The organism is Streptomyces sp. NBC_00335 (assembly GCF_036127095.1).
Classification (GTDB): Bacteria; Actinomycetota; Actinomycetes; order Streptomycetales; family Streptomycetaceae; genus Streptomyces.
Map to the genome: position 1 here is coordinate 179,487 of NZ_CP108007.1, position 18,872 is coordinate 198,358.

An 18,872-nucleotide genomic window follows, 5' to 3' on the forward strand; every position below is an offset into this window, starting at 1 on the left:
GCTATTGACCTGCGGCAATGCCAATTCTGCGCAACGAGCATGTTGCAGGGTATTGGAATGCAACGTAGCTTTTCCGTTGTCGGAAACAAACACCGCAGCACAGCGGAGACACAGGAGAGCATCATGCAGAAGTTCGCCACCACCGCCCCGATCGCCGCCGTCCTCGACATCCCCGCCGGCCGCATCCGCCTCATCGCCGCCGACCGCGCCGACACCACCGTCGAGGTCCTGCCCGCGGACGCCTCGAAGGGCCGCGACGTGAAGACGGCGGAGCAGACGACGGTCGCCTACGCCGACGGAGTCCTGCGCATCGAGGTCCCCGAGGCGAAGAACCGGATGCTCGGCGCCGCCGGATCCATCGAGGTCACCGTCCAGCTCCCGGCCGGCTCCCGCGTCGAGGCCAAGGCGGCCGCCGCCGAGTTCCGCGGCGTCGGACGGCTCGGCGACGTCGCCTTCGAGGGCGCGCAGGCCACCGTCAAGCTCGACGAGGCCGCGAGCGCCCGCCTCACCGTCCAGGACGGCGACATCGCCGTCGGCCGCCTGGGCGGCCCCGCGGAGATCAGCACCATGAAGGGCGGCATCACCATCGCCGAGGCCGTGCGCGGCACGGTCGTCCTGCGCACCGAGTCCGGCGACGTCTCGGTCGGCGCCGCCGCCGCGGCCGCCGCCTCCCTGGACGCGGGCACCTCCTACGGCCGGATCCACAACGCGCTGAAGAACACCGAAGGCGCCGCCGACCGGCTCGAGATCCACGCGACCACCTCGTACGGCGACATCACGGCCCGCAGCCTCTGAGCCGCACCGCCAAGAGAACGGCGCAGTGAGCACCACCGGGCAATACAGGCAGCGGGGCGGCTCTTGAGCCGCCCCGCCCCGCCGCGCACCGAGAACTGTGAACTGAGAACTGAGATCGGCCGGGATCGGAGCCCGACGGTGCATCAGACCAGGAGGCCGATGGCGGTCACCAGCATCACCGCGGCCGTCGCGGCGTGGACGCCGTAGGCGGTGGCCTTCGGCCCACCGCTGCGCAGCACGATCACCGCGTCCGCGACCGGCATCACCGCGAACGTCAGCACGTACCAACCCAGCACCGACGTCGGCGCGGTGAGCATCAGTACGAACATGAAGATCCCGCACACGATCTCCCGCGCACCCTTCACGTGCAGCCAGGACCGGAAGGCGGGGTCATCGACCGGTGTGCGGGGAATGCCGAAGCCGGCGGCGTTCTGCGGCTTCGCGAAGACCATCGCGCCCATGAAGATGAGGGCCGCGCCGAGCAGGCCGGCGAGAACAGTGGCAATGGTGGTGAGCATCGGCTTGTCCCGTCCGTTGGGGGAGTCTCCTGTGACGGGAGAGTCTCTTGTGACGAAGTGATTGTCGTGTAGCTCGTGCAACTCGTGCAGTTCGTGACGGTTTTCGGCGACCCCGCGGTCACGGCGTCAGCCGCGAGACGGGGCCGCGCCTCACGGGACGAGGACGATCCGCCCGCGGACGCTGCCCTTGGCCATCGCCCGGTAGGCATCGGCCGCTTCGCCGAGCGGCGCGACGGAGTGGACGCGAGCCGGCAGTTCTCCCGCCGCCACCCGTACGAGCAGCCGGGCGAGAAGTGCACCGTCGGGACGGGCGAACAGGACCTCGACGGTGATGCCGCGCTCCTCGGGAAGCCGTGCGGCCGGCTGCACGCCGACGAACCGGCCGCCGTCGCGCACCGCACGCAGGGCGGACTCCTGCAGGGCTCCGGCATCGGCAACGGCATCCCAGCCCTGCCCGAGATCGGTGGCGAAGCCGGCGCCGAGCCCCCGGACGAACGGTTCGTCGGCCGCTCGGGCCATCCCGGTCACCTGCCAGCCGCGGTCCTGGGCGAGTACGGCGACATGAGCGCCCACCGCACCCGCCGCGCCGGTCACCAGCAAGCGCCGGGCCCCGGCGGGCGCGTCACCGAGGAGGTCGACGAGCTGGGCCGCGGCGGTGGCGTTGAGCGGCACCGCCCCGGCCTCGACCAGGTCCAGGCCGTCCGGAACGACGGCGACCTGCGCGGCGGAGACCAGGAGGTGCTCGGCATGGGATCCGTGATCGCGGTCGAAACCGTCGAGGAACCCGGCGACACGGGTGCCGACCGGCAGCTCGACACCGGGCCCGGCGGCGTCCACGGTGCCGGCGAAGTCCCAGCCGAGACCGGTGTAGTCCGGCTGGTCGACCAATCCGAGCCGGTGGAAGATGCCCCCGGCCACCCCCAGGTCGACCGGGTTGATCGCCGCGGCTCCGATCTTGACCCGGATCTGCTCCGGCCCCGGCTCGGCCACCGGGACCTCGACGGTCTCGATCGACCGGGGACCGGACGGCACACGGACCACGATCCGCCGAGAGGTCATCTGATGCATGGTCATCCGCTCCTTGGTGAGGGCCTCGTCTGCTGCTCTTGCCATCGCTGTGGTGCAGCACCACCATGGAGGGAGCTGCTTCCCCGTGGGAAGTAGGTACCTGAAAGTGCCTTAGTCACCGAGCGGAGGAGACGAGTTGTGCAGACCAGTACCGCGTCCCAGCGGCGGGCCGTAGCCAAAGCGCAGTACGACGCGTTCTTTGCGGCATGTCCCAGCCGCCAGCTCCTGGAGCGGCTCTCCGACAAGTGGGTCGCCCTGGTGCTCGCCGCCCTGGGCGGGGACGGCCCCGGGGCCGTCCCGGGCGGCGAACCGCAGCCCATGCGGTTCTCCGAGCTGTCACGCCGGATTTCGGGCGTGAGCCAGAAGATGCTGACGCAGACGCTGCGCGCACTGGAGCGCGACGGGATGGTGACCAGGACCGTGACCCCCACGGTGCCCGTGACCGTCACGTACGAGCTGACCGATCTCGGTCGCTCGCTCCAGGTGGTCATGCGGGGAATCAAGCAATGGGCGGAGGGCCACATGGAGGAGGTCCTCACCCATCGCGAAGGCTACGACCACAGGCAATGAGGGGCCGCCGACCGACTCGAAGGGCGGCCGGTGCCTGGCCCGGCACCGCGTGAACCACCGACGGCCCGGCCCTGGAAGACTCCCGGGGCCGGGCCGTCACCGCATCCGATGCGTCGTCAGGCGGCGCGTCGCCGACGGTGGATCGTCAGGCGGCGGATCGTCAGGCGGGCGATCGTCACGCGCGGCAGCGCAGCATCTCCAGCGGCGGGTTCTCGGCGAGGTCGGCCCAGTGCTCCGCACCGAACTCCTGCACGCCGGCCTCCGACACCGTCACCGGGGTCCAGGTCAGCTCGCTGAAACCGGCCGCCTTCAGGCAGCTCTCGTACACCTCGCGGCGCGGGAAGTGGGCGACGAAGGAGACCGGCGGGTCGAGCAGCGCCGTGGTCCGCACTTTGAAGCCGACCTCGACCTCCTCGCCGGTGAGCTCCGTGCGGAAGCCGTACTTCTCCGGGGTCGGCCCGTCGAAGCGGTAGTCGGGCGACTGGTTGATCAGGAAGAGCTCGGCGCCGGGCTTCAGGCTCCGGTGGATGTTGCGGCACATCCGCTCGGTGGTGGCGATGTCCGAGGAGTAGTTGAGGAGCTGGACGGCCAGCCCGATGTCGAAGGGTTCCTCGAAGGACCGCAGCTCGGCCGCGTCGCCCACCTCGTAGCGCACGCCCAGGGGATCGCGCTCCTCGATCGCCTGCGCCACGGCGACCATCTCGCCGGAGATGTCGATGCCGAGGACGTCGGCCGCGCCGCGCCGCTTGAACTCCCGGCTGTAGAAGCCGGTGCCGGATGCCAGGTCGAGCACCGACTTGCCCGTCACGTCCCCGACCAGGGCCAGGAATCCGGGCACGATGGCCCACTGCTCCAGCGGAAGGGCCTTGAACCCCTCGTACGCCTCACCGATCTCGTCGTACTGCTCCTGTGCACTCATCGTGCCGTCCTCCCCGTTCGTGATTCACCGTGCGAGAGGGCCCGACCCCGCCCGTGAACACGACGGATCGAGCCCTCCGACCGGCAGTCTCTCCCAAACCGACGAGCCATCAGCCTTGGCGAAAACCACGAAAACCGGTCACCCCTCCCGGCCTCCCGCACAGCCGCATCCCGGCGGTGGGGGCGCATGCCGAAGGGGACCCGCCGGGTGGCGGGTCCCCTTCGAAGCCCCGGCGCGTGGGTTCCCGGGGAGTTGCGGGGGTCTCGGCTCAGGAGGCCACGAGCGCGACGCACATCCCGCCGAGCGCCACCGCCTGGAGCAGGACCCGGACGTTGATGACGCTGTCCCAGGTGCGCTGCAGGCCACGGGCGTCGGGCGCGACGCGGCAGTCCAGCGCCGCTCCGGTCAGCTCCTTGTTCACGGGCGCGCTCACCTTGTTGTAGATGACCAGCCACACCACGAGGGCCAGGGCGGCCACGCCCGAGGCCACGGACGGCGTGGTCTTGCCCTCGAATCCGGCCACGGCGGCGGTGCCGACCGTGGCGACCAGGCCGAAGACGCCCGGTATGGGCATCCGGCTGTCGCCGAAGCGGTGGATCTGGCCCATGGCGCTGGTCAGGGCCGCGTCGTCGACGTGGGCCATGGCGGGCCGCTGGACGAGTGCCGAGAAGACGTCGGTGCCGTAGACCACCGCGTTCGCCATGGTGGCCACCACGGCCAGCGTGAGCAGGAGCGCTTCCATCACAACCACCTCTGTCGTTCTGCCGGTTGCCGCGTGGCCGTCGCGCCACGGGGATATAGCGATGCTAGATGTCCTGCCGACACTATCAACATCGGCGCTCGCAATGCTAGCGTTGACAACTACCGGAGTCCGTCAGGGATCTCGTACCCGATGGGAGCGGCCTGGCCGCCCGGACAGCCACGGAGGAGAGCTAGAGATGGCCATAGGACGACGTCCCCGTCGCGTACTCATCGCCGGCGGAGGGATCGGCGGCCTCGCCGCGGCCCTCGCACTCCAGCGGGGGGGCTTCGAGGTCGTCGTCTTCGAGCGCGCCGAGGAGCTGCGCGACGGCGGCGCGGGACTGCACATCTGGACCAACGGCGTGCTCGCGCTGGACTACCTGGGCCTGGCCGAGAAGGTCCTGGAGATCGCCCCGGCCCAGGAGACGGCGCACTTCAGCACCTGGCGCGGCGAAGTGCTCGGCGCCTGGCCGATAGGCGACTTCGTCACCCGCTACGGACAGCCCACCATCGCCGTCGAACGCTCCGTGCTGCACGGCATCCTGCGCGACGCGCTTGAGGGCCCGGTCGTGCGTACGGGCGCCCAGGTGACCGGCTTCGACCAGGACGCCGAGGGCGTCACGGTCCGCTTCGCCGACGGTGGCAGCGAGCGCGGCGACCTGCTGATCGGGGCCGACGGCATCCACGGCGCCGTGCGCGACGCCATGTTCGGGCCCGCCAAGAACCGTTTCAGCGGCTACATCGCCTGGCGCGGCCGGGCCCCGATGGAGCACGCCGACATCCCGGCCGGCACCTTCAACGCCATGTTCGGGCCGGGCACCCGGTTCACCTACTACGACGTCGCCCCCGGCCTGGTGCACTGGATGAGCGTGGCCAACGGGGCGCCCGGCGGGCGCGACGAGCCCGGCGTACGGGACATGCTGCTGCGCCGCCACGCGGGCTGGGGCGGACCGGTCTCGGACATCCTGCGCGCCACCCCCGAGGAATGGATCCTGCGCGGAGACGTCGAGGGCCGCAAGCCCGAACGCCACTGGGGCAAGGGCCGCGTCACCCTGCTCGGAGACGCCGCGCACCCCATCACCTTCAACATCGGCCAGGGCGCCTGCCAGGCCCTGGAAGACGCCCTGGTCCTGGCCGAGCACCTGGAGCGGGCGGGCAGCGACCCGGTCTCCGCGCTCCGCTCCTACGAGTCCGAGCGCCGCGAGCGCACCGCGCCCCTGCAGCGCATCGCCTGGCGCATCGGGCAGATGGGCTCGGTGGAGAACCCGCTCCTGATCAAGGCGCGGGAGGCCTTCATGCGCAAGAACTGGAACACCAAGGCCTTCGGCGCGGCCGAGAAGGGGCAGGTCGCCTACGGCACCCGCTGGGCCAAGGCCCCCGCGCGGGCGCTCGCGCACCCCGCCGCCCGGACTGCCGCCGCGCCCGGCGCCGCAGCCGAGTGAGTCGAGGCGCATTCGAGGAATGCGCCAGAACGTGATGCCAGATTTCACGGGGTCGAGAACCAGCCGTCTGTGTGCGACGGACCGACGGCTCGACGACCTGTCACCCACAACTCAGTGAGGTAGGAACGGGGATGATCGACAATCTCTTCACGATGTTTCCCGGTCAGGGCTCGCAGCGCGCGGGCATGGCCGGACACCTCCTCCGCGAACACCCCCGCACGGTCGGACGCGTGCTGGCCCAGGCGGAGGAGGCCACGGGACTCCCCCTGACGCACCTGTGCACCACGGCCCCCGAGGCGGACCTCGCACCGACCGAGATCGCCCAGCCCGCCATCGTCGCCACCAGCCTCGCGGTGTACGAGGTACTGCGCGAGGAGACCGGTTTCAGGCCCGGCGCGGTCGCCGGGCACAGCCTGGGCGAGTACACGGCGCTGATCGCCGCCGGCGTCCTCGAAGCGGGCGACGCGCTGCGCCTCGTACGCCGTCGCGGCGAGCTCATGGCGGGCGTCTCGCGCCGGGTGTCCGGGGCCATGACGGCGGTCATGGGGCTGGCTCCCGAGCGGATCGAGCAGCTCTGCGCGGCCGCCGCACCGCTCGGCGTGGTGGAGGTCGCCAACTACAACGAGGCCGGTCAGACGGTGATCTCCGGCCAGAGCGGGGCGGTCGCCGAGGTGGGCCGGCTCGCGCTGGAGGCGGGCGCCGAGCGGGCCGTGCCGCTGAAGGTCTCCGCGCCCTTCCACTGTTCGCTGATGAGCGCGGTCGAGGCCGAGTTCACCGCCGAACTGGAGCGCACCGCCTTCTCCGCGCCCCACCTGACCGTCATCAGCTCGGTGACCGGGGGCCCGGTGCGGGACGGGGCGCACGCCCGCGACCTGCTCCGGCGCCAGCTCGCCGGCCCGGTGCGCTGGGTCGACGTACTGGAATCCGCCTCGGCGCACGGCGTGGACGGCTATCTGGAGGTCGGCCCCGGCCGCGTCCTCAGCGGCTTCGCCAACCGCTCCGTACCCGGCGCCCTGGTGCGCAGCACCAACGACGAGCGCCGCATCGCCACGCTCCTGCGCGACCTGCGCCCGCAGCCCGTCGTCGGCGCGGCCGCCGCGTAGCCGCGTACCCGTGGTGGGCGCGTACGCCCGCCCCCGTCTCCGTCCCCTCCTCTTCCTCCCTCTCTTTCGTCCCCTTCGCGAAAATCCCCTTGAAAGGCAGCAAACGGTGCCCGAAACCCTGACCACCCTGTCGACCGACTACCTCCCCGCGGTCCAGGCCGCCATAGCCGACGCCCTCGGCATCGACGAGGCCGAGGCCGTTCCCGACGCGACCCTCCTCGGGGCGCTGGGTGCCGAGTCCATCGACCTGCTCGACATCCTCTTCCGGCTGGAGCGCGCCACCAAGGTGAAGATCACCGTGGCCGACATCGCCAACCTGCTCCAGGGCGGCATCCCGGACGAGGAGTTCGGCGACGAGAACGAGGTCGTCAACGACACCGGCCTGACCCACCTGGAGAAGGTCCTGCCGCAGTTCGACCGCAACCAGCTCGCGGAGCCGCTGACCGCCGAGGGGGTCCTCGGCCTGTTCACCGTGCAGAACCTCACCGATCTGCTGACCGAGCGCGCCCACGCGGCCGCCGCCTGACATGCCGTCCCGCATCCGCCCGGCCCCCCACCGCAGGGCCGGGCGGATGCGGGTGGCGCCGGGGCCCGTAGGGCGCCCGTCGGCCGCAGCAGCCAGGACGCCCACCTCGTAGCAGAAACGGGAAGAGACAGATGAAGCTGAAGGACCGCACCGCCCTGGTCACCGGCGCCTCGCGGGGCATCGGCCGGGCCATCGCCCTGGCCCTGGCCGAACAAGGGGCGGCTGTCGCAGTCAACTACCGCTCGCGCCGGGAAGACGCCCTGGCGGTCGTCAAGGAGATCGAGGCGGCGGGCGGCCGGGCCGTGGCGATCGGCGCCGACGTCTCCGACCCCGCCGAGGCCGCGGAACTGGTCGCCGAGGCGATCCGTCAGCTGGGCTCCCTGAACGTGCTGGTCAACAACGCGGGCACCAGCGACGACGGCCTGATCTACGATTCCGCGCCGGACGCCTGGCTGAACGTCATGAAGGTCAACTTCGGCGGGGCGTACCACTGCACGCACGCCGTCATGGAGCACTTCATGGCCCAGGGCGACGCCACCGTCGTCAACATCTCCTCCGCCATGGGCGAGCGCGGCTGGATCGGCCAGTCCAACTACTCCGCCTCCAAGGGCGCCCTGAACTCCTTCACCCGCTCCGCCGCGATCGAGCTCGCCCGGTTCGGCGTACGGGTCAACGCGGTCCTCGCGGGCTTCACCCCGACCGAACTGGTGGGCGAGGTGCTCCAGCGCGACGGGGGCAAGAGCATCAAGCGGCAGATCCCCCTGCGCCGCTTCGCCACCGTCGAGCAGGTCGCCGCGGCCGCCGTGTTCCTGGCCGGCCCGGACTCCGGCTACACCACCGGCGAACTGCTCACCGTGGACGGCGGATTCTCCGCCCAGCTCGGCATCGGCCGCCCGTAGGACCGCGGGGAACGGAAGGAAGAGACGAAGAGACGACGATGCGATTCCATCTGATCGACCGGATCGAGACCTGGACCCCCCGCGAGCGGATCACCGCCCGTAAGGTCACCACCGTCGACGAGGACTACTGGCAGGCCACGGCGAACGGCCCGGCACTGCCCTTCGGACTCGCGCTGGAGGCCCTGTGCCAGTCGGCCACCTGGCTGATCATGCTCAGCACCGACCACAAGCTGCGCGCGGCGCTGCTCGCCGTGGGCGAGGCCACCGCCCACCGTCCGGTGGTGCCCGGTGAGGTGCTCCGCATGGAGGCCAGGATCGAATCGATGAACGACGACGCCGCGATCCTGGACGGCACCGTCACGGTGGACGGCGAGACCGTCCTGGAAGCGAGCGGCATCATGTGCGCGCTCATCGACGCCGAGCGTCTCGACGACCCGGCGAACACGGCGCGCATGGCGCGACAGCTGCAGGGTGGAGGACCGGTCGGATGAAGCGCGTAGCCATCACCGGAGTCGGGGCGGTCACCCCGCTCGGCAACGATGCGGACAGCACCTGGGAAGGCCTGGCCACCGGACGCAGCGGAGTGGGTCCGCTGACCACCTTCGACGCCTCCGGCTTCCCGGTACGGATCGCCGCGCAGGTCAAGGACTTCGACGCGGCGGCCGCCATCCCGGCGAAGGTCGGGCGCAAGCACCTCTCGCGCGTCGGCCAGTTCGGCGTCGCGGCGGCCTGGGAGGCGGTCCGCTGCGCCGGGGTCGACGAGCTCTCCGAGGAGGTGTACGCCGCCGACGAGCGCGGCGTCGCCATGGGAGCCAGCGTCGGCCGTCCCGAACTCCAGGCGTTGCTCGACATCGGCCACCTGCGGGCCACCACCGGACAGGCGGACGCCTTCATCTGCCAGCCCCCCGCCCTGACCCTCACCGACGACCAGAACGTCCCCCTGGCCGCCATGGCCCGGATGGTCGGCGGCACCGGTCCGATGCTGGGCATCAGCACCGCCTGCGCCGGATCCGGGCACGCCATCGGGGAGGCGTACCGCGCCATCCAGGAGGGCGACGCGAAGCTGATGATCGCCGGCGGCTACGACTCGCTGACGACCTGGCTCGACCTGCTCGGCTTCAGCCTGCTCGGGGCCCTGACGGACCAGTACAACGACGATCCCGAGCACGCCTCGCGCCCCTTCGACGCGGACCGCAGCGGCTTCGTGGTCGGCGAGGGAGCCGTCGCGGTGATCCTGGAGGACATGGACGCGGCCCGCGAACGCGGCGCCACCATCCTCGCCGAGGTCCTCGGCTACAGCTCCACCCTCAACGCCTACCGCATCACCGACTCCCCGCCGGACGGCTCCGGAGCCATCCAGGCCATGGAGGGCGCCATCGCCGAATCCGGCCTCGGCACCACCGGCATCGACTACGTCGTGGCCCACGGCACCAGCACCCACGGCAACGACCAGTCCGAGACGACCGCCATCAAGAAGGTGTTCGGCGCCGAGGCGCAGCGGCTGGTGGTCAGCGCGCCCAAGTCCATGGCCGGACACCTGACCTCGGCCAGCCTCGGACTCGGCGTGCTCGCGGCCGTCAACGCGATGCGCCACTCCCTGGTGCCTCCCACCGTCAACCTCGACCGGCCCGACCGCGGGCTCGACCTGGACTACGTACCGCACACCGCGCGCCCCATGCCGGTGTCGGGAGTCCTCATCAACGCCTTCGCGTTCGGCGGCAGCAACACCAGCATCGTCATCGGCGCCCCGCAGGAGGAGGCGTGAGCACCGCGACGGAGGTGGGCACGAGGGCTGAGGTCCCCCACGGCTTCGACCGCCTCGTGGAGCTCGTCCCGGGCGAACGGGCGGTCGCCGTCCGCAACATCCCCGCCACCCTGCCCGTCTTCGACCACCACTTCCCCCGTCACCCCATCCTGCCGGGCGTACTGCTCCTGGAGAGCATGGCCGACCTGGCGAAGGCCGTCGCGGGCGGCGACCCGGCCGGATGGCGGCTCGCCTCCGTACGGGGCGTCCGCTGGAAGCACTTCGTGGCCCCCGGCGACCAGGTCGAGATCACCGTAGAGGTGACGGCACGCACGCAGCAGACGACCGATGTACGGACCACCGCCCGGGTCGAGGGCCGTGTGGTTGCCGCCGCTCGCCTCCTCACCCTGGTGAGCGCCGACGAGCCCAGGGAGGGCACAGCATGAGCGACGACAGGCGGCGCGTGATGGTGACCGGCATCGGTCTGATGACCGCGATCGGCCAGGGCGCCGCACCCACCTGGGAGAACCTCCTCGAAGGCCGCAGCGGGATCGGCCCGCTGCGCGCCTACGACCCGGCGCCGCTGCGCACCGGGATCGGCGCGGAGATCCACGACTTCGACCCCACGCAGTGGGCGAACCGGCGCACCCTGCGCATGCTGTGCCGCGGGGACCAGCTGGCCCTGGCGGGCGCCACCCTGGCGCTGCGCGACGCCGGCCTGGACGGCGAGAGCGACCTCGGGCAGCGCACCGGGCTCTTCCTCGGCAGCAACAAGGAAATGCCCCGCATGGACGAGCTGATCGCCCAGCTCCAGGCCGTGCGCGCCGAGGACGGCACCCCCGACCTGCACAAGCTGGGCCGGACGGCGTCCTCGGTGATCGCCCCGCTGTTCTTCGTCGAGGGGCTGCAGCCCGCGGCCGGCTTCCACATCTCCGAGAAGTACGGGATCCGCGGCGCCAACGCCTACTTCGCGGGCACCGCCGACGCCGGCGCCATGGCGATCGGCCGCGGCATGCGCACCGTACGCCGCGGCGAGGCCGACATCGTGCTCGCGGGCGGGTACGACGACGCCACCGGCTGGTGGGCCATGTCCAAGATGGACGGCCTCGGCGTTCTGTCCACCCGCACCGACCTCGGCCAGGAGGCCTTCCGCCCCTTCGACCGCGACCGCAGCGGTTCCGTGTTCGGCGAGGGCGCCGCCCTGCTCGTCCTGGAGGAGCGCGAACACGCCCTGGCCCGGGGCGCCCACTGCTACGCCGAGGTCACCGGCTACGGCGCGGGCAACGACTGCGTACGCCCGCCCAGCCCGCAGGCCAGGGCCCGCGGCCTGTCCCGGGCGATCGTCCGCGCGCTCGACGACGCGGGCGGCGTCTTCCACGACGGCGGCTACATCGCCGCCCACGGCTGCGCCACCGTCCAGGGCGACGCCAGCGAGACCCTCGCCCTGCACGACGCCCTCGGCACGGCCGCCAAGGCGGCGCAGATCAGCAGCATCAAACCGCAGACCGGCCACCTCGTCGGCGGAGCCGGGGCCCTGAACGCGGCCGTCACCGCGCTCGCCCTGAACTCCGGCGTCGTTCCCGCCACCCAGAACCTGCACCACCCCGCCGACGAGTGCGACCTCGACTACGTACCGCTCACCCCGCGCGAAACGCGGCCCGACAGCGCGCTGGCCCTCGCCCGCGGTCTGGAAGGCCAGGCGGTGGCCATTGCCATGGGGCGGACCTCATGACGGACATACGCATACCCCCGGACGGAGAGCGGACATGACCGACGACGTGTACGAGCACGACACCGCGCCGGACGGCACGGGCGGCCGGACCCGGACCGTGGTGGTCTGCGGCGTCGGCGCCGTGACCGCCCAGGGCGCCACCGCCACCGCCCTGTGGGAGGGCGTACGGGCCGGATACTCGGCCATCGGACCGGTGCGCGGCATGCCGATGGACTTCTACGGCACCGACATCGGCGGCGAGGTCCAGAGCGAGCTCGCCCCCGCCTACGACTACCTGGCCGCCTTCGGCGGAAGCGAACGCGAGCCCGCCGTCGACTTCGCACTGGCGGCGGCGCAGGAGGCGCTGGACCAGGCGGACCTCGGCGGCGTGCCCGCCGGCCGCTGGGGCGTCTCCTTCGGCTCCTGCAACGGCGGGCTGCGCAGCGCGGAGAAGCTCGCCCGCAGAGCCCGGGCCGGCGGCGCCCCCGAGGACGACGGCCGGCACTACCTGCTGGTGCCCCCGCAGGCCATCGCCGAGGCGCTCAGCAGCGCCTTCGGCCTCAAGGGGCCCTCGCTGTCGGTGAACACGGCCTGCGCCTCGGGCGCCCACGCCATCGCCCACGCCGTCGAATCGATCCGCTCGGGACACTCCGACGCCATGCTCGTCGGCGGCAGCGACGCCTTCACCGAGACGGCGTGGGCCGGGTTCACCAGCCTCCAGTCGCTGTCCAGCAAGCCGGCCGCCCCGTACTCCAAGGACCGCGACGGCCTCTCCCTGGGCGAGGGCGCGGGCATGCTCGTCCTGGCCGAGGAGTCCGTGGCCCGCGCGGCGGGCGCCCCCATCCTCGCCGAGGTCCTGGGCTACGGGCTCTCCGCCGACGGCTACCACGCCACCGCCCCGCACCCCCAGGGCGAGGGCGCGGCCCGCGCGATCCGCGGCGCGCTGAGCTCCTCCGGCCTCACCCCCGAGGACGTCGGCTACATCAACGGCCACGGCACCGGTACGCCCAAGAACGACTCCGCCGAGAGCAACGCGGTCCGCGCCGCACTCGGCGAGGCCGCCGAGAAGACCCCGCTCAGCAGCTCCAAGTCGATGATCGGCCACCTGCTGGGCGCCGCCGGGGCGGTCGAGGCCATCGTCACCGTCCAGGCGCTGGTCGAGCAGATCGCCCCGCCCACCGCCAACTTCACCGGCGTGGACCCCAAGTGCGGCCTGGACGCCGTGCCCGACGCCGGACGCCCGCACGCCATGGACGCCGCGCTGTCGAACAACTTCGCCTTCGCCGGGGCCAACGCGTGCGTCGCCTTCGGCCGCCCGGCAGGCCGGCGCTTCACCGCCGAGGTCCCGCCCGCCGGGGAGAAGGTGGTGGTCACGGGCTTCGCCGCGATCACCGCGGCCGGTACGGGCGCCGACGCGCTGTGGCGGGCCTGGCGCGGAGGCAGCCCGCTGGGCGCGCAGGAGGACGGACTGCGCGTCGCACGCGCGGACTTCGACGCGGCGGCGCACACCACACCCGTCGAGCGGCGCCGCATGGACCGCCTCGGACAGCTCGCCGTGGCCTCCTGCCGCGTCGCCCTGGAGCACGCCGGGCTCACCGCCGACGAGCGGGTCGGCGTGGTCCTGGGCACCGGGCTGGGCCCGATGCGCAGCATCGAGGACTTCCTGCGGCCCGTCCTCGACATCTGCCCCTCCTACGGCAGCCCGGCGGTGTTCCCCAACACCGTCTTCAACGCCGCCGCCGGCCAGGTCGCCATGAACGTCGGAGCCAAGGGGCCCACCTCGACGGTGACGACCGGTCACGCGGCCGGGGCCTCGGCCCTCACCGTCGCCTACGACCTGCTGATGCAGGGCCGCGCCGACGCGGTGCTGTGCCCGGCGGTGGAGGACCTCTCCCCGGGCGTACTGGAGGCCTACCGCGGGCTGCCCCTCTTCGGAGAGGCGGGCTACACCCTGTCCGAAGGGGGCATCGCCCTGGTCCTGGAGCGGGAGTCGAGCGCCCTGGCCCGCGGGGCCCGGGTGCTGGCCGAGTTCGCGGGGCACGCCACCGCCTCCGACGCCCAGGGCATCGGGCGCTGGGACGCCGGGGGCGAGGGCGTGGAGCGGGCCATGCGCGGGGCCCTGGCCCACGCGGGCGTCCAGCCGGGCGAGCTGACCGGGATCTGGGCCAACGCGGCCGGCCTGGAAAGCGCCGACGGCCCCGAGACGCTGGCCGCCGGCCGGCTCGAAGGGGCGGGCTCCGTGCCCGTCCACACCCCCAAGCGCACGCTCGGCGAGCCGGCCGGCGCGGGCGCACAGCTGGCGGCCGTACTCGCCCTCACCGGCTGGGACAACGGCCTGGACAGCGGGCCGGTCCTGATCAACAGCTCCTCGCTCGGGGGGACCCACATCAGCCTCGTCCTGCGTCCCGCTACGGAGAACTGACCATGTCACCCAGCACCGACCGGCACGTCTCCATCCTCGCCACCGGCGCCCACCTGCCCGGCGAGCCCCTCGACAACGACGCCCTGGCCCGGATCTGCGGGCCGCTGCCCGACGACGTCCTGGAGGGCATCCAGGTCCAACGCCGCCACTGGATCGTGGACCCGGCCACCGGCGAACACCGTACGAGCACCTCCGCCATGGCCACCGCCGCCGCCCGCCAGGCCCTGGAGCGGGCCGGCGTGGAGGCGGCCGAGGTCGACCTGATCGTGCTCTCCACCGCCAGCCCGGACTACCTCCTCCCGGTCGCCGCCACCTACGTCCAGGAGCAGCTCGGCCTGGCGAACTGCGCGGTCATCGAGGTCCGCGCAGGCTGCGTGGGCGCCGTCCAGGCCTTCGACATCGCCCGGCGCCTGCTCGCCGACGGCACCTACCGCACCGCGCTGGTCATCGGCGCGGAGTCGGTCTCGCCGCTGCTCGCACCCGTCTTCCTCGGCCGCGACCCGCACAAGGTGCGGATGCGCGACCGGCTCACCGTCTACACCTTCGGCGACGGCGCCGGCGCCGTGGTGCTGCGCGGCGGCGAGGAGGGCTCGGCCCACGAGGGCAGCCGCCAGGTGTTCGCCACGCGGTCCATGGGCGGCGCCCGCAAGCCCGGCATGCTGATCGTCGGCGGCGGCACCGACGCCCCGCTGCACGAACAGCAGCGGCGCACGCGGCTGATGGACATCAAGCTCGACATCCCCGGCACCGCCCAGTTCGGCCCCAAGGTCTTCGTGGAGGGCATCCACGACATGCTGCGCCGCTCCGGCCTCGCCCTCTCGGACATCGACGCGTGCGTGCTGCCGGAGGGCAACGCCGAGTACTTCTCCAGCGAGTACGGCACGGCCGGACTGTCCGCCGACGACCAGGCCACCCTGAGCAAGATCATCGTGGAGAACCTCACCGACGTGGGAGCCACCGGCTCCGCCGCGGTCCCCCTCGCGCTGGACGCCGGCTGGACCGAGGGCCGCATCCGGCCCGGGGACACCGTGCTGCTGCTCGCGATCGAGGCCAGCCGCTACCTGTACGCGGGACTCACCCTCACCTGGGAAGCACCCTTCCCCACCAGTTAAGGACGGAACGTGTCGATACAAGAGACGGTGCGCAGCGCGGTGAGCGTGGAGGAGCGCAACAAGAAGACCATCCGTGCGGTCTTCGACACCTTCGTGAACCGGGGCGACTTCTCCATCGTGGAGGAGATCTACAGCCCCGGCATGGTCGACCACCAGCCGCTGCCGGGCGCGCCCGAGGGGCTGGAGGGCGTCAAGTACACCATCGCGGGTCTGCGCGAGGGCTTCCCCGACCTGCACGTGACCATCGAGGACATGAGCGCCCACGGCGATCACGTCGTCATCCACAACACCTGGCGCGGCACGCACCGGGGCGAGTTCCTCGGCATGCCCCCCACCGGGCACTACATCGAGTTCCAGGGCGTGGTGGTCTGGCGGCTGCTGGACGACGGCCTGATCGCCGAACGCTGGGGCATCGGCGTCGAGTCCAACATGCTCTCCGTACTCGGCATGCGGCGCCTGGCGCCCTCCTCGCGCACCGCCGCCCGCGCGGCGGCCCGCCGGAGCGTCGAGCCCGCCACCGTGCTGCTGCCGCTCCCCGAGGGCGGCGCCGCGCGCTGGAAGGACGTACAGGCGGAGTTCTCCGGGCCGCGGCGACGCGAGTACGAGGCCTCGCGGCGCAGGGCCGGCATCCTCCAGGAGTCCTTCGCCCTCCAGCGGCTCGACGGCCGGGACGTGCTGGTGGCCCGGGTGGAGTCCCGCGACCCGGCGGCGGCCGCGAAGCGGCTCGCCCAGTCCCGCGACCCCTTCGACGTCTGGCTGCGCGAGGCCGCGGCCGAGGCGCTCGGCGCCGATCCCTGGGAGGCGCTCGCGGGGAACGCGGCGGAGCAGGAGCACACCTGGTCCTCCGTCACCAGCGAACTGGCCTCCGCGGCCTGACGCACGGCGCGGTCTGACGTACGACGAGGCCTGACGCACGCGCGGTCCGGCGTACAGCGGCACGACGGGTCGCCGCCCTCCTGGCCCAGGCCTTGAGGGCGGCTCCGGCAATTCTCTAGTCTAGCTAAGCTAGTATTTCTAGCGTCGATAACTACCGCGGAAGGCGCATGATGATGCGGCAACGAAAGCTCGGCAGCCAGGGCCTGGTGGTCTCCGAGCAGGGTCTCGGATGCATGGGCATGACCTTCGCCTACGGTCCGGCCGACGACCAGGAGGCCCTGCGTACGGCCCACCGGGCCTTCGAACTCGGCGTGAACCTGCTCGACACCTCGGACTTCTACGGTCCGCACACCAACGAGGAGTTCGTCGCCAAGGCCATCGCGGGGCGGCGCGACGAGGTCGTCGTCGCCTCCAAGGTCGGCAACGAGGTCACCCCCGACGGCACGATCACCGGCAAGCAGAACGGCCGCCCGGAGTACATCCGCGCCGCCGTCGAGGGCAGCCTGCGCCGGCTCGGCACCGACCGGATCGACCTCTACTACCTGCACCGGGTCGACCCCGGCGTACCGGTCGAGGAGTCCTTCGGCGCCCTGGCCGAGCTGGTGGCCGCCGGCAAGGTGCGCCACCTCGGCATCTCCGAGGCGGCCGCCCCGACCATCCGCCGCGCCCACGCCGTCCATCCGCTCACCGCCGTGCAGACCGAGTACTCCCTGTCCACCCGCGACGTCGAGGTCAACGGCGTTCTGGAGACGGTCCGCGAGCTCGGCATCGGCTTCGTCGGCTACAGCCCGCTCGGGCGGGGCCTGCTGACCGGCGCCATCCGCAACCTCGACAACCTGGCCGAGCACGACTTCCGCCGCGTGGTCCCCCGCTTCCAGAAGGAGAACCTCGACGCCAACCTGCACGTCGTCGAGCAGCTGGAGGCCCTGGCCGAGGCCAAGGGGATCACCACCGGACAGCTCGCGCTGGCCTGGGTACTGGCCCAGGGCGACGACGTCGTCGCCATCCCCGGCACCAAGCGGGTCACGTACCTGGAGCAGAACATCGCGGCCTCCGACGTCGAGCTGAGCACCGACGACCTCGCGGCCCTCGACAAGATCGCCCCCCACGGCAGCACGGTGGGCGACCGCTACCCCGCCGGCGCCATGGCCACCCTCGACGGCTGAACCAGGCTCCGTCCACCCCAACGTGAGTGAGTGAATGACCATGGCGAACATCACGATCATCGGCGGAGGCCTGGCCGGCCTGGCCGCGGCGATCACCGCCGCGGAAAAGGGAGCCCGCGTCACCGTCCACGAGGCCCACTCGCACCTGGGCGGGCGCGCCCGGTCGGCCTCCGCGCCCTACGTCACCAACGACGGCCCCCACACCATCATGGACAACGGGCCCGTCTGGCACTGGCTGCTCCAGCGCGGCCTGGCCGGCCGCTACGTACGGCTGTCGTTCCACGAGTGGACCCGGATGCGCTTTCGGCACCAGGGCAAACTGCGGATGACCCTGCCGAGCGGCTACATGAAGATGTGCTGGCTCCACCGGGACATCGAGGTCCCCGTCGACCGCTCCTTCCAGGACTGGGCGAGCGAGCGCTTCGACCAGCAGACCGTCAACGAGGCCCTCGGCTTCCTCGGCCCCATCCTCTTCGACGGGGATCCGGGCCGGCTGTCCGCGGCCTTCGTCTGGGAGCGGCTGCTGCGCGTGGGCACCCCCCGCTTCCCGCTGCCCAGCCGCTACTTCATCGGAGGCTGGGGCACCGTCGTCGAGCGCATGGAGCGGGTGGCCAAGCGGCACGGCGTGGTCATCGAGACCGGGTCGCGGATCACCGAACTGCCCACCGACGGACCGGTGATCGTCGCCACCTCGCTGGCCTCCGCCCGCAGCCTGCTCGGCGACAGCTCGCTGGACTGGCCCAGCGGCACCTCCGCCCTGCTCGACATGGCCGTGACACGTTCCAAGAAGGACGGGAACGTCTCCTTCGACATGGACGAGGGCGGCTTCACCTCCCAGTACTCCGACCACGACCCCTCGCTCGCCCCCAAGGGCGAGGCCCTCTTCCAGGGCGCCATGCCGCTGCGGCCCGGCGAGTCCAAGGGCGAGGCGCTGGCCCGGCTGGAGAAGCTCTTCGACCTGACGACCCCGGGCTGGCGGGACCGCATCCTGTGGCGCCGCGAAGGGGTCTCCAGGGGCCGCACCGGCGCCCTCGACCTGCCCGGCCTGAGCTGGCGCGACCGCCCCGCCGTCGACCGCGGGGACGGCGTCTACCTGATCGGCGACGCCGTCGCCGCCCCCGGCATCCTCGCCGAGACCTCGATCAACAGCGCCGTGCACGCCGCCGGACTCGCCGTCGGCGCCAAGCCGGTGACGCGGCGCACCGCCGTGGCCGGCAGCCTGCGGTGAGACCCTCCCCTCCTCCCACTCCACCCTCCAAA

The 18,872-nt window shown here is 72.2% G+C and carries 19 protein-coding genes; 15 read left to right on the forward strand and 4 right to left on the reverse strand.

All coding sequences use genetic code 11. The features are described 5' to 3' along the window. Nucleotides 1-123 precede the first annotated feature (123 nt). Nucleotides 124-795 carry a DUF4097 family beta strand repeat-containing protein gene (locus tag OHA37_RS40245; protein WP_266914451.1) on the forward strand — a complete coding sequence of 224 codons (672 nt, stop codon included), beginning with the start codon at nt 124-126 and terminating at the stop codon, nt 793-795. 143 nt (nt 796-938) lie between these two features. On the opposite strand, the gene OHA37_RS40250 is transcribed toward OHA37_RS40245, so the two are convergent. Beyond that, entirely contained in the window at nt 939-1,313 is a 375-nt protein-coding gene (locus OHA37_RS40250) for a DUF4267 domain-containing protein (RefSeq protein ID WP_266914453.1), read from the reverse strand. 150 nt (nt 1,314-1,463) lie between these two features. Continuing rightward, a complete protein-coding gene (locus OHA37_RS40255) occupies nt 1,464-2,381 on the reverse strand; it encodes an NADP-dependent oxidoreductase (RefSeq protein ID WP_443046370.1) in 918 nt (305 codons plus the stop codon). 138 nt (nt 2,382-2,519) lie between these two features. On the opposite strand from OHA37_RS40255, the gene OHA37_RS40260 reads away from it, so the two are divergent. Then, nucleotides 2,520-2,951: a winged helix-turn-helix transcriptional regulator gene (locus OHA37_RS40260; protein WP_266914457.1), complete on the forward strand. Its 432-nt coding sequence runs from the start codon at nt 2,520-2,522 to the stop codon at nt 2,949-2,951. A gap of 175 nt (nt 2,952-3,126) precedes the next feature. On the opposite strand, the gene OHA37_RS40265 is transcribed toward OHA37_RS40260, so the two are convergent. Both OHA37_RS40265 and OHA37_RS40270 read right to left on the reverse strand, forming a co-directional pair. Further along, nucleotides 3,127-3,870 carry a class I SAM-dependent methyltransferase gene (locus OHA37_RS40265; protein ID WP_266914459.1) on the reverse strand — a complete coding sequence of 248 codons (744 nt, stop codon included), beginning with the start codon at nt 3,868-3,870 and terminating at the stop codon, nt 3,127-3,129. 268 nt (nt 3,871-4,138) lie between these two features. After that, nucleotides 4,139-4,612, reverse strand: a complete 474-nt coding sequence (locus tag OHA37_RS40270) for a DUF1772 domain-containing protein (protein ID WP_266886907.1) — start codon at nt 4,610-4,612, stop codon at nt 4,139-4,141. 196 nt (nt 4,613-4,808) lie between these two features. Between OHA37_RS40270 and OHA37_RS40275 the strand changes: the two genes are divergently transcribed. The 13 genes from OHA37_RS40275 (at nt 4,809) to OHA37_RS40335 (ending at nt 18,840) form a co-directional block, all read left to right on the forward strand. Then, nucleotides 4,809-6,053: an FAD-dependent monooxygenase gene (locus OHA37_RS40275; protein WP_266914461.1), complete on the forward strand. Its 1,245-nt coding sequence runs from the start codon at nt 4,809-4,811 to the stop codon at nt 6,051-6,053. A gap of 131 nt (nt 6,054-6,184) precedes the next feature. Further along, nucleotides 6,185-7,156: an ACP S-malonyltransferase gene (gene fabD / locus OHA37_RS40280; RefSeq protein WP_266914463.1), complete on the forward strand. Its 972-nt coding sequence runs from the start codon at nt 6,185-6,187 to the stop codon at nt 7,154-7,156. Nucleotides 7,157-7,262: 106 nt separating this feature from the next. Continuing rightward, on the forward strand, nt 7,263-7,682 hold the full coding sequence (locus OHA37_RS40285; RefSeq protein ID WP_266914465.1) for an acyl carrier protein: 420 nt from the start codon (nt 7,263-7,265) through the stop codon (nt 7,680-7,682). A 131-nt stretch (nt 7,683-7,813) separates the two neighbouring features. Next, complete coding sequence (locus tag OHA37_RS40290; protein ID WP_266914467.1) at nt 7,814-8,581, forward strand: SDR family NAD(P)-dependent oxidoreductase; 768 nt, start codon at nt 7,814-7,816, stop codon at nt 8,579-8,581. Nucleotides 8,582-8,619: 38 nt separating this feature from the next. After that, nucleotides 8,620-9,072 (forward strand): 3-hydroxylacyl-ACP dehydratase, encoded by a 453-nt coding sequence (locus tag OHA37_RS40295; RefSeq protein ID WP_266914469.1) that lies wholly within the window; start codon nt 8,620-8,622, stop codon nt 9,070-9,072. Then, nucleotides 9,069-10,346 (forward strand): beta-ketoacyl-[acyl-carrier-protein] synthase family protein, encoded by a 1,278-nt coding sequence (locus OHA37_RS40300; protein ID WP_266914471.1) that lies wholly within the window; start codon nt 9,069-9,071, stop codon nt 10,344-10,346. The genes OHA37_RS40295 and OHA37_RS40300 overlap by 4 nt, the downstream gene beginning before the upstream one ends. Then, the gene (locus OHA37_RS40305; RefSeq protein ID WP_266914473.1) at nt 10,343-10,771 is read left to right on the forward strand and encodes a 3-hydroxyacyl-ACP dehydratase FabZ family protein; all 429 of its coding nucleotides are present in this window, start codon (nt 10,343-10,345) and stop codon (nt 10,769-10,771) included. Before OHA37_RS40300 ends, OHA37_RS40305 begins: the two co-directional genes overlap by 4 nt. Continuing rightward, nucleotides 10,768-12,057, forward strand: a complete 1,290-nt coding sequence (locus tag OHA37_RS40310; RefSeq protein WP_266914475.1) for a beta-ketoacyl-[acyl-carrier-protein] synthase family protein — start codon at nt 10,768-10,770, stop codon at nt 12,055-12,057. The genes OHA37_RS40305 and OHA37_RS40310 overlap by 4 nt, the downstream gene beginning before the upstream one ends. 34 nt (nt 12,058-12,091) lie before the next feature. Beyond that, a complete protein-coding gene (locus OHA37_RS40315) occupies nt 12,092-14,458 on the forward strand; it encodes a beta-ketoacyl-[acyl-carrier-protein] synthase family protein (RefSeq protein ID WP_266914477.1) in 2,367 nt (788 codons plus the stop codon). Nucleotides 14,459-14,460: 2 nt separating this feature from the next. Next, nucleotides 14,461-15,570: a 3-oxoacyl-ACP synthase III family protein gene (locus tag OHA37_RS40320; RefSeq protein ID WP_266914479.1), complete on the forward strand. Its 1,110-nt coding sequence runs from the start codon at nt 14,461-14,463 to the stop codon at nt 15,568-15,570. Between the two features lie 9 nt (nt 15,571-15,579). Then, on the forward strand, nt 15,580-16,446 hold the full coding sequence (locus OHA37_RS40325; protein ID WP_266914481.1) for an ester cyclase: 867 nt from the start codon (nt 15,580-15,582) through the stop codon (nt 16,444-16,446). Nucleotides 16,447-16,619: 173 nt separating this feature from the next. Beyond that, entirely contained in the window at nt 16,620-17,612 is a 993-nt protein-coding gene (locus OHA37_RS40330) for an aldo/keto reductase (protein WP_266914639.1), read from the forward strand. Between the two features lie 40 nt (nt 17,613-17,652). Continuing rightward, the gene (locus OHA37_RS40335) at nt 17,653-18,840 is read left to right on the forward strand and encodes an FAD-dependent oxidoreductase (RefSeq protein ID WP_266914483.1); all 1,188 of its coding nucleotides are present in this window, start codon (nt 17,653-17,655) and stop codon (nt 18,838-18,840) included. Nucleotides 18,841-18,872: the final 32 nt, after the last annotated feature.

Excerpts from the sequence above, each read along its gene's own strand:
- OHA37_RS40270 (WP_266886907.1), bottom strand. The coding sequence starts at position 4,612 with ATGGAAGCGCTCCTGCTCACGCTGGCCGTGGTGGCCACCATGGCGAAC.
- OHA37_RS40295 (WP_266914469.1), top strand. The coding sequence starts at position 8,620 with ATGCGATTCCATCTGATCGACCGGATCGAGACCTGGACCCCCCGCGAG.
- OHA37_RS40320 (WP_266914479.1), top strand. The coding sequence starts at position 14,461 with ATGTCACCCAGCACCGACCGGCACGTCTCCATCCTCGCCACCGGCGCC.
- OHA37_RS40265 (WP_266914459.1), bottom strand. The coding sequence starts at position 3,870 with ATGAGTGCACAGGAGCAGTACGACGAGATCGGTGAGGCGTACGAGGGG.
- OHA37_RS40335 (WP_266914483.1), top strand. The coding sequence starts at position 17,653 with ATGGCGAACATCACGATCATCGGCGGAGGCCTGGCCGGCCTGGCCGCG.
- OHA37_RS40250 (WP_266914453.1), bottom strand. The coding sequence starts at position 1,313 with ATGCTCACCACCATTGCCACTGTTCTCGCCGGCCTGCTCGGCGCGGCC.
- OHA37_RS40315 (WP_266914477.1), top strand. The coding sequence starts at position 12,092 with ATGACCGACGACGTGTACGAGCACGACACCGCGCCGGACGGCACGGGC.
- OHA37_RS40300 (WP_266914471.1), top strand. The coding sequence starts at position 9,069 with ATGAAGCGCGTAGCCATCACCGGAGTCGGGGCGGTCACCCCGCTCGGC.
- OHA37_RS40310 (WP_266914475.1), top strand. The coding sequence starts at position 10,768 with ATGAGCGACGACAGGCGGCGCGTGATGGTGACCGGCATCGGTCTGATG.
- OHA37_RS40255 (WP_443046370.1), bottom strand. The coding sequence starts at position 2,381 with ATGCATCAGATGACCTCTCGGCGGATCGTGGTCCGTGTGCCGTCCGGT.
- OHA37_RS40245 (WP_266914451.1), top strand. The coding sequence starts at position 124 with ATGCAGAAGTTCGCCACCACCGCCCCGATCGCCGCCGTCCTCGACATC.
- OHA37_RS40275 (WP_266914461.1), top strand. The coding sequence starts at position 4,809 with ATGGCCATAGGACGACGTCCCCGTCGCGTACTCATCGCCGGCGGAGGG.
- OHA37_RS40330 (WP_266914639.1), top strand. The coding sequence starts at position 16,620 with ATGCGGCAACGAAAGCTCGGCAGCCAGGGCCTGGTGGTCTCCGAGCAG.
- OHA37_RS40290 (WP_266914467.1), top strand. The coding sequence starts at position 7,814 with ATGAAGCTGAAGGACCGCACCGCCCTGGTCACCGGCGCCTCGCGGGGC.
- fabD (WP_266914463.1), top strand. The coding sequence starts at position 6,185 with ATGATCGACAATCTCTTCACGATGTTTCCCGGTCAGGGCTCGCAGCGC.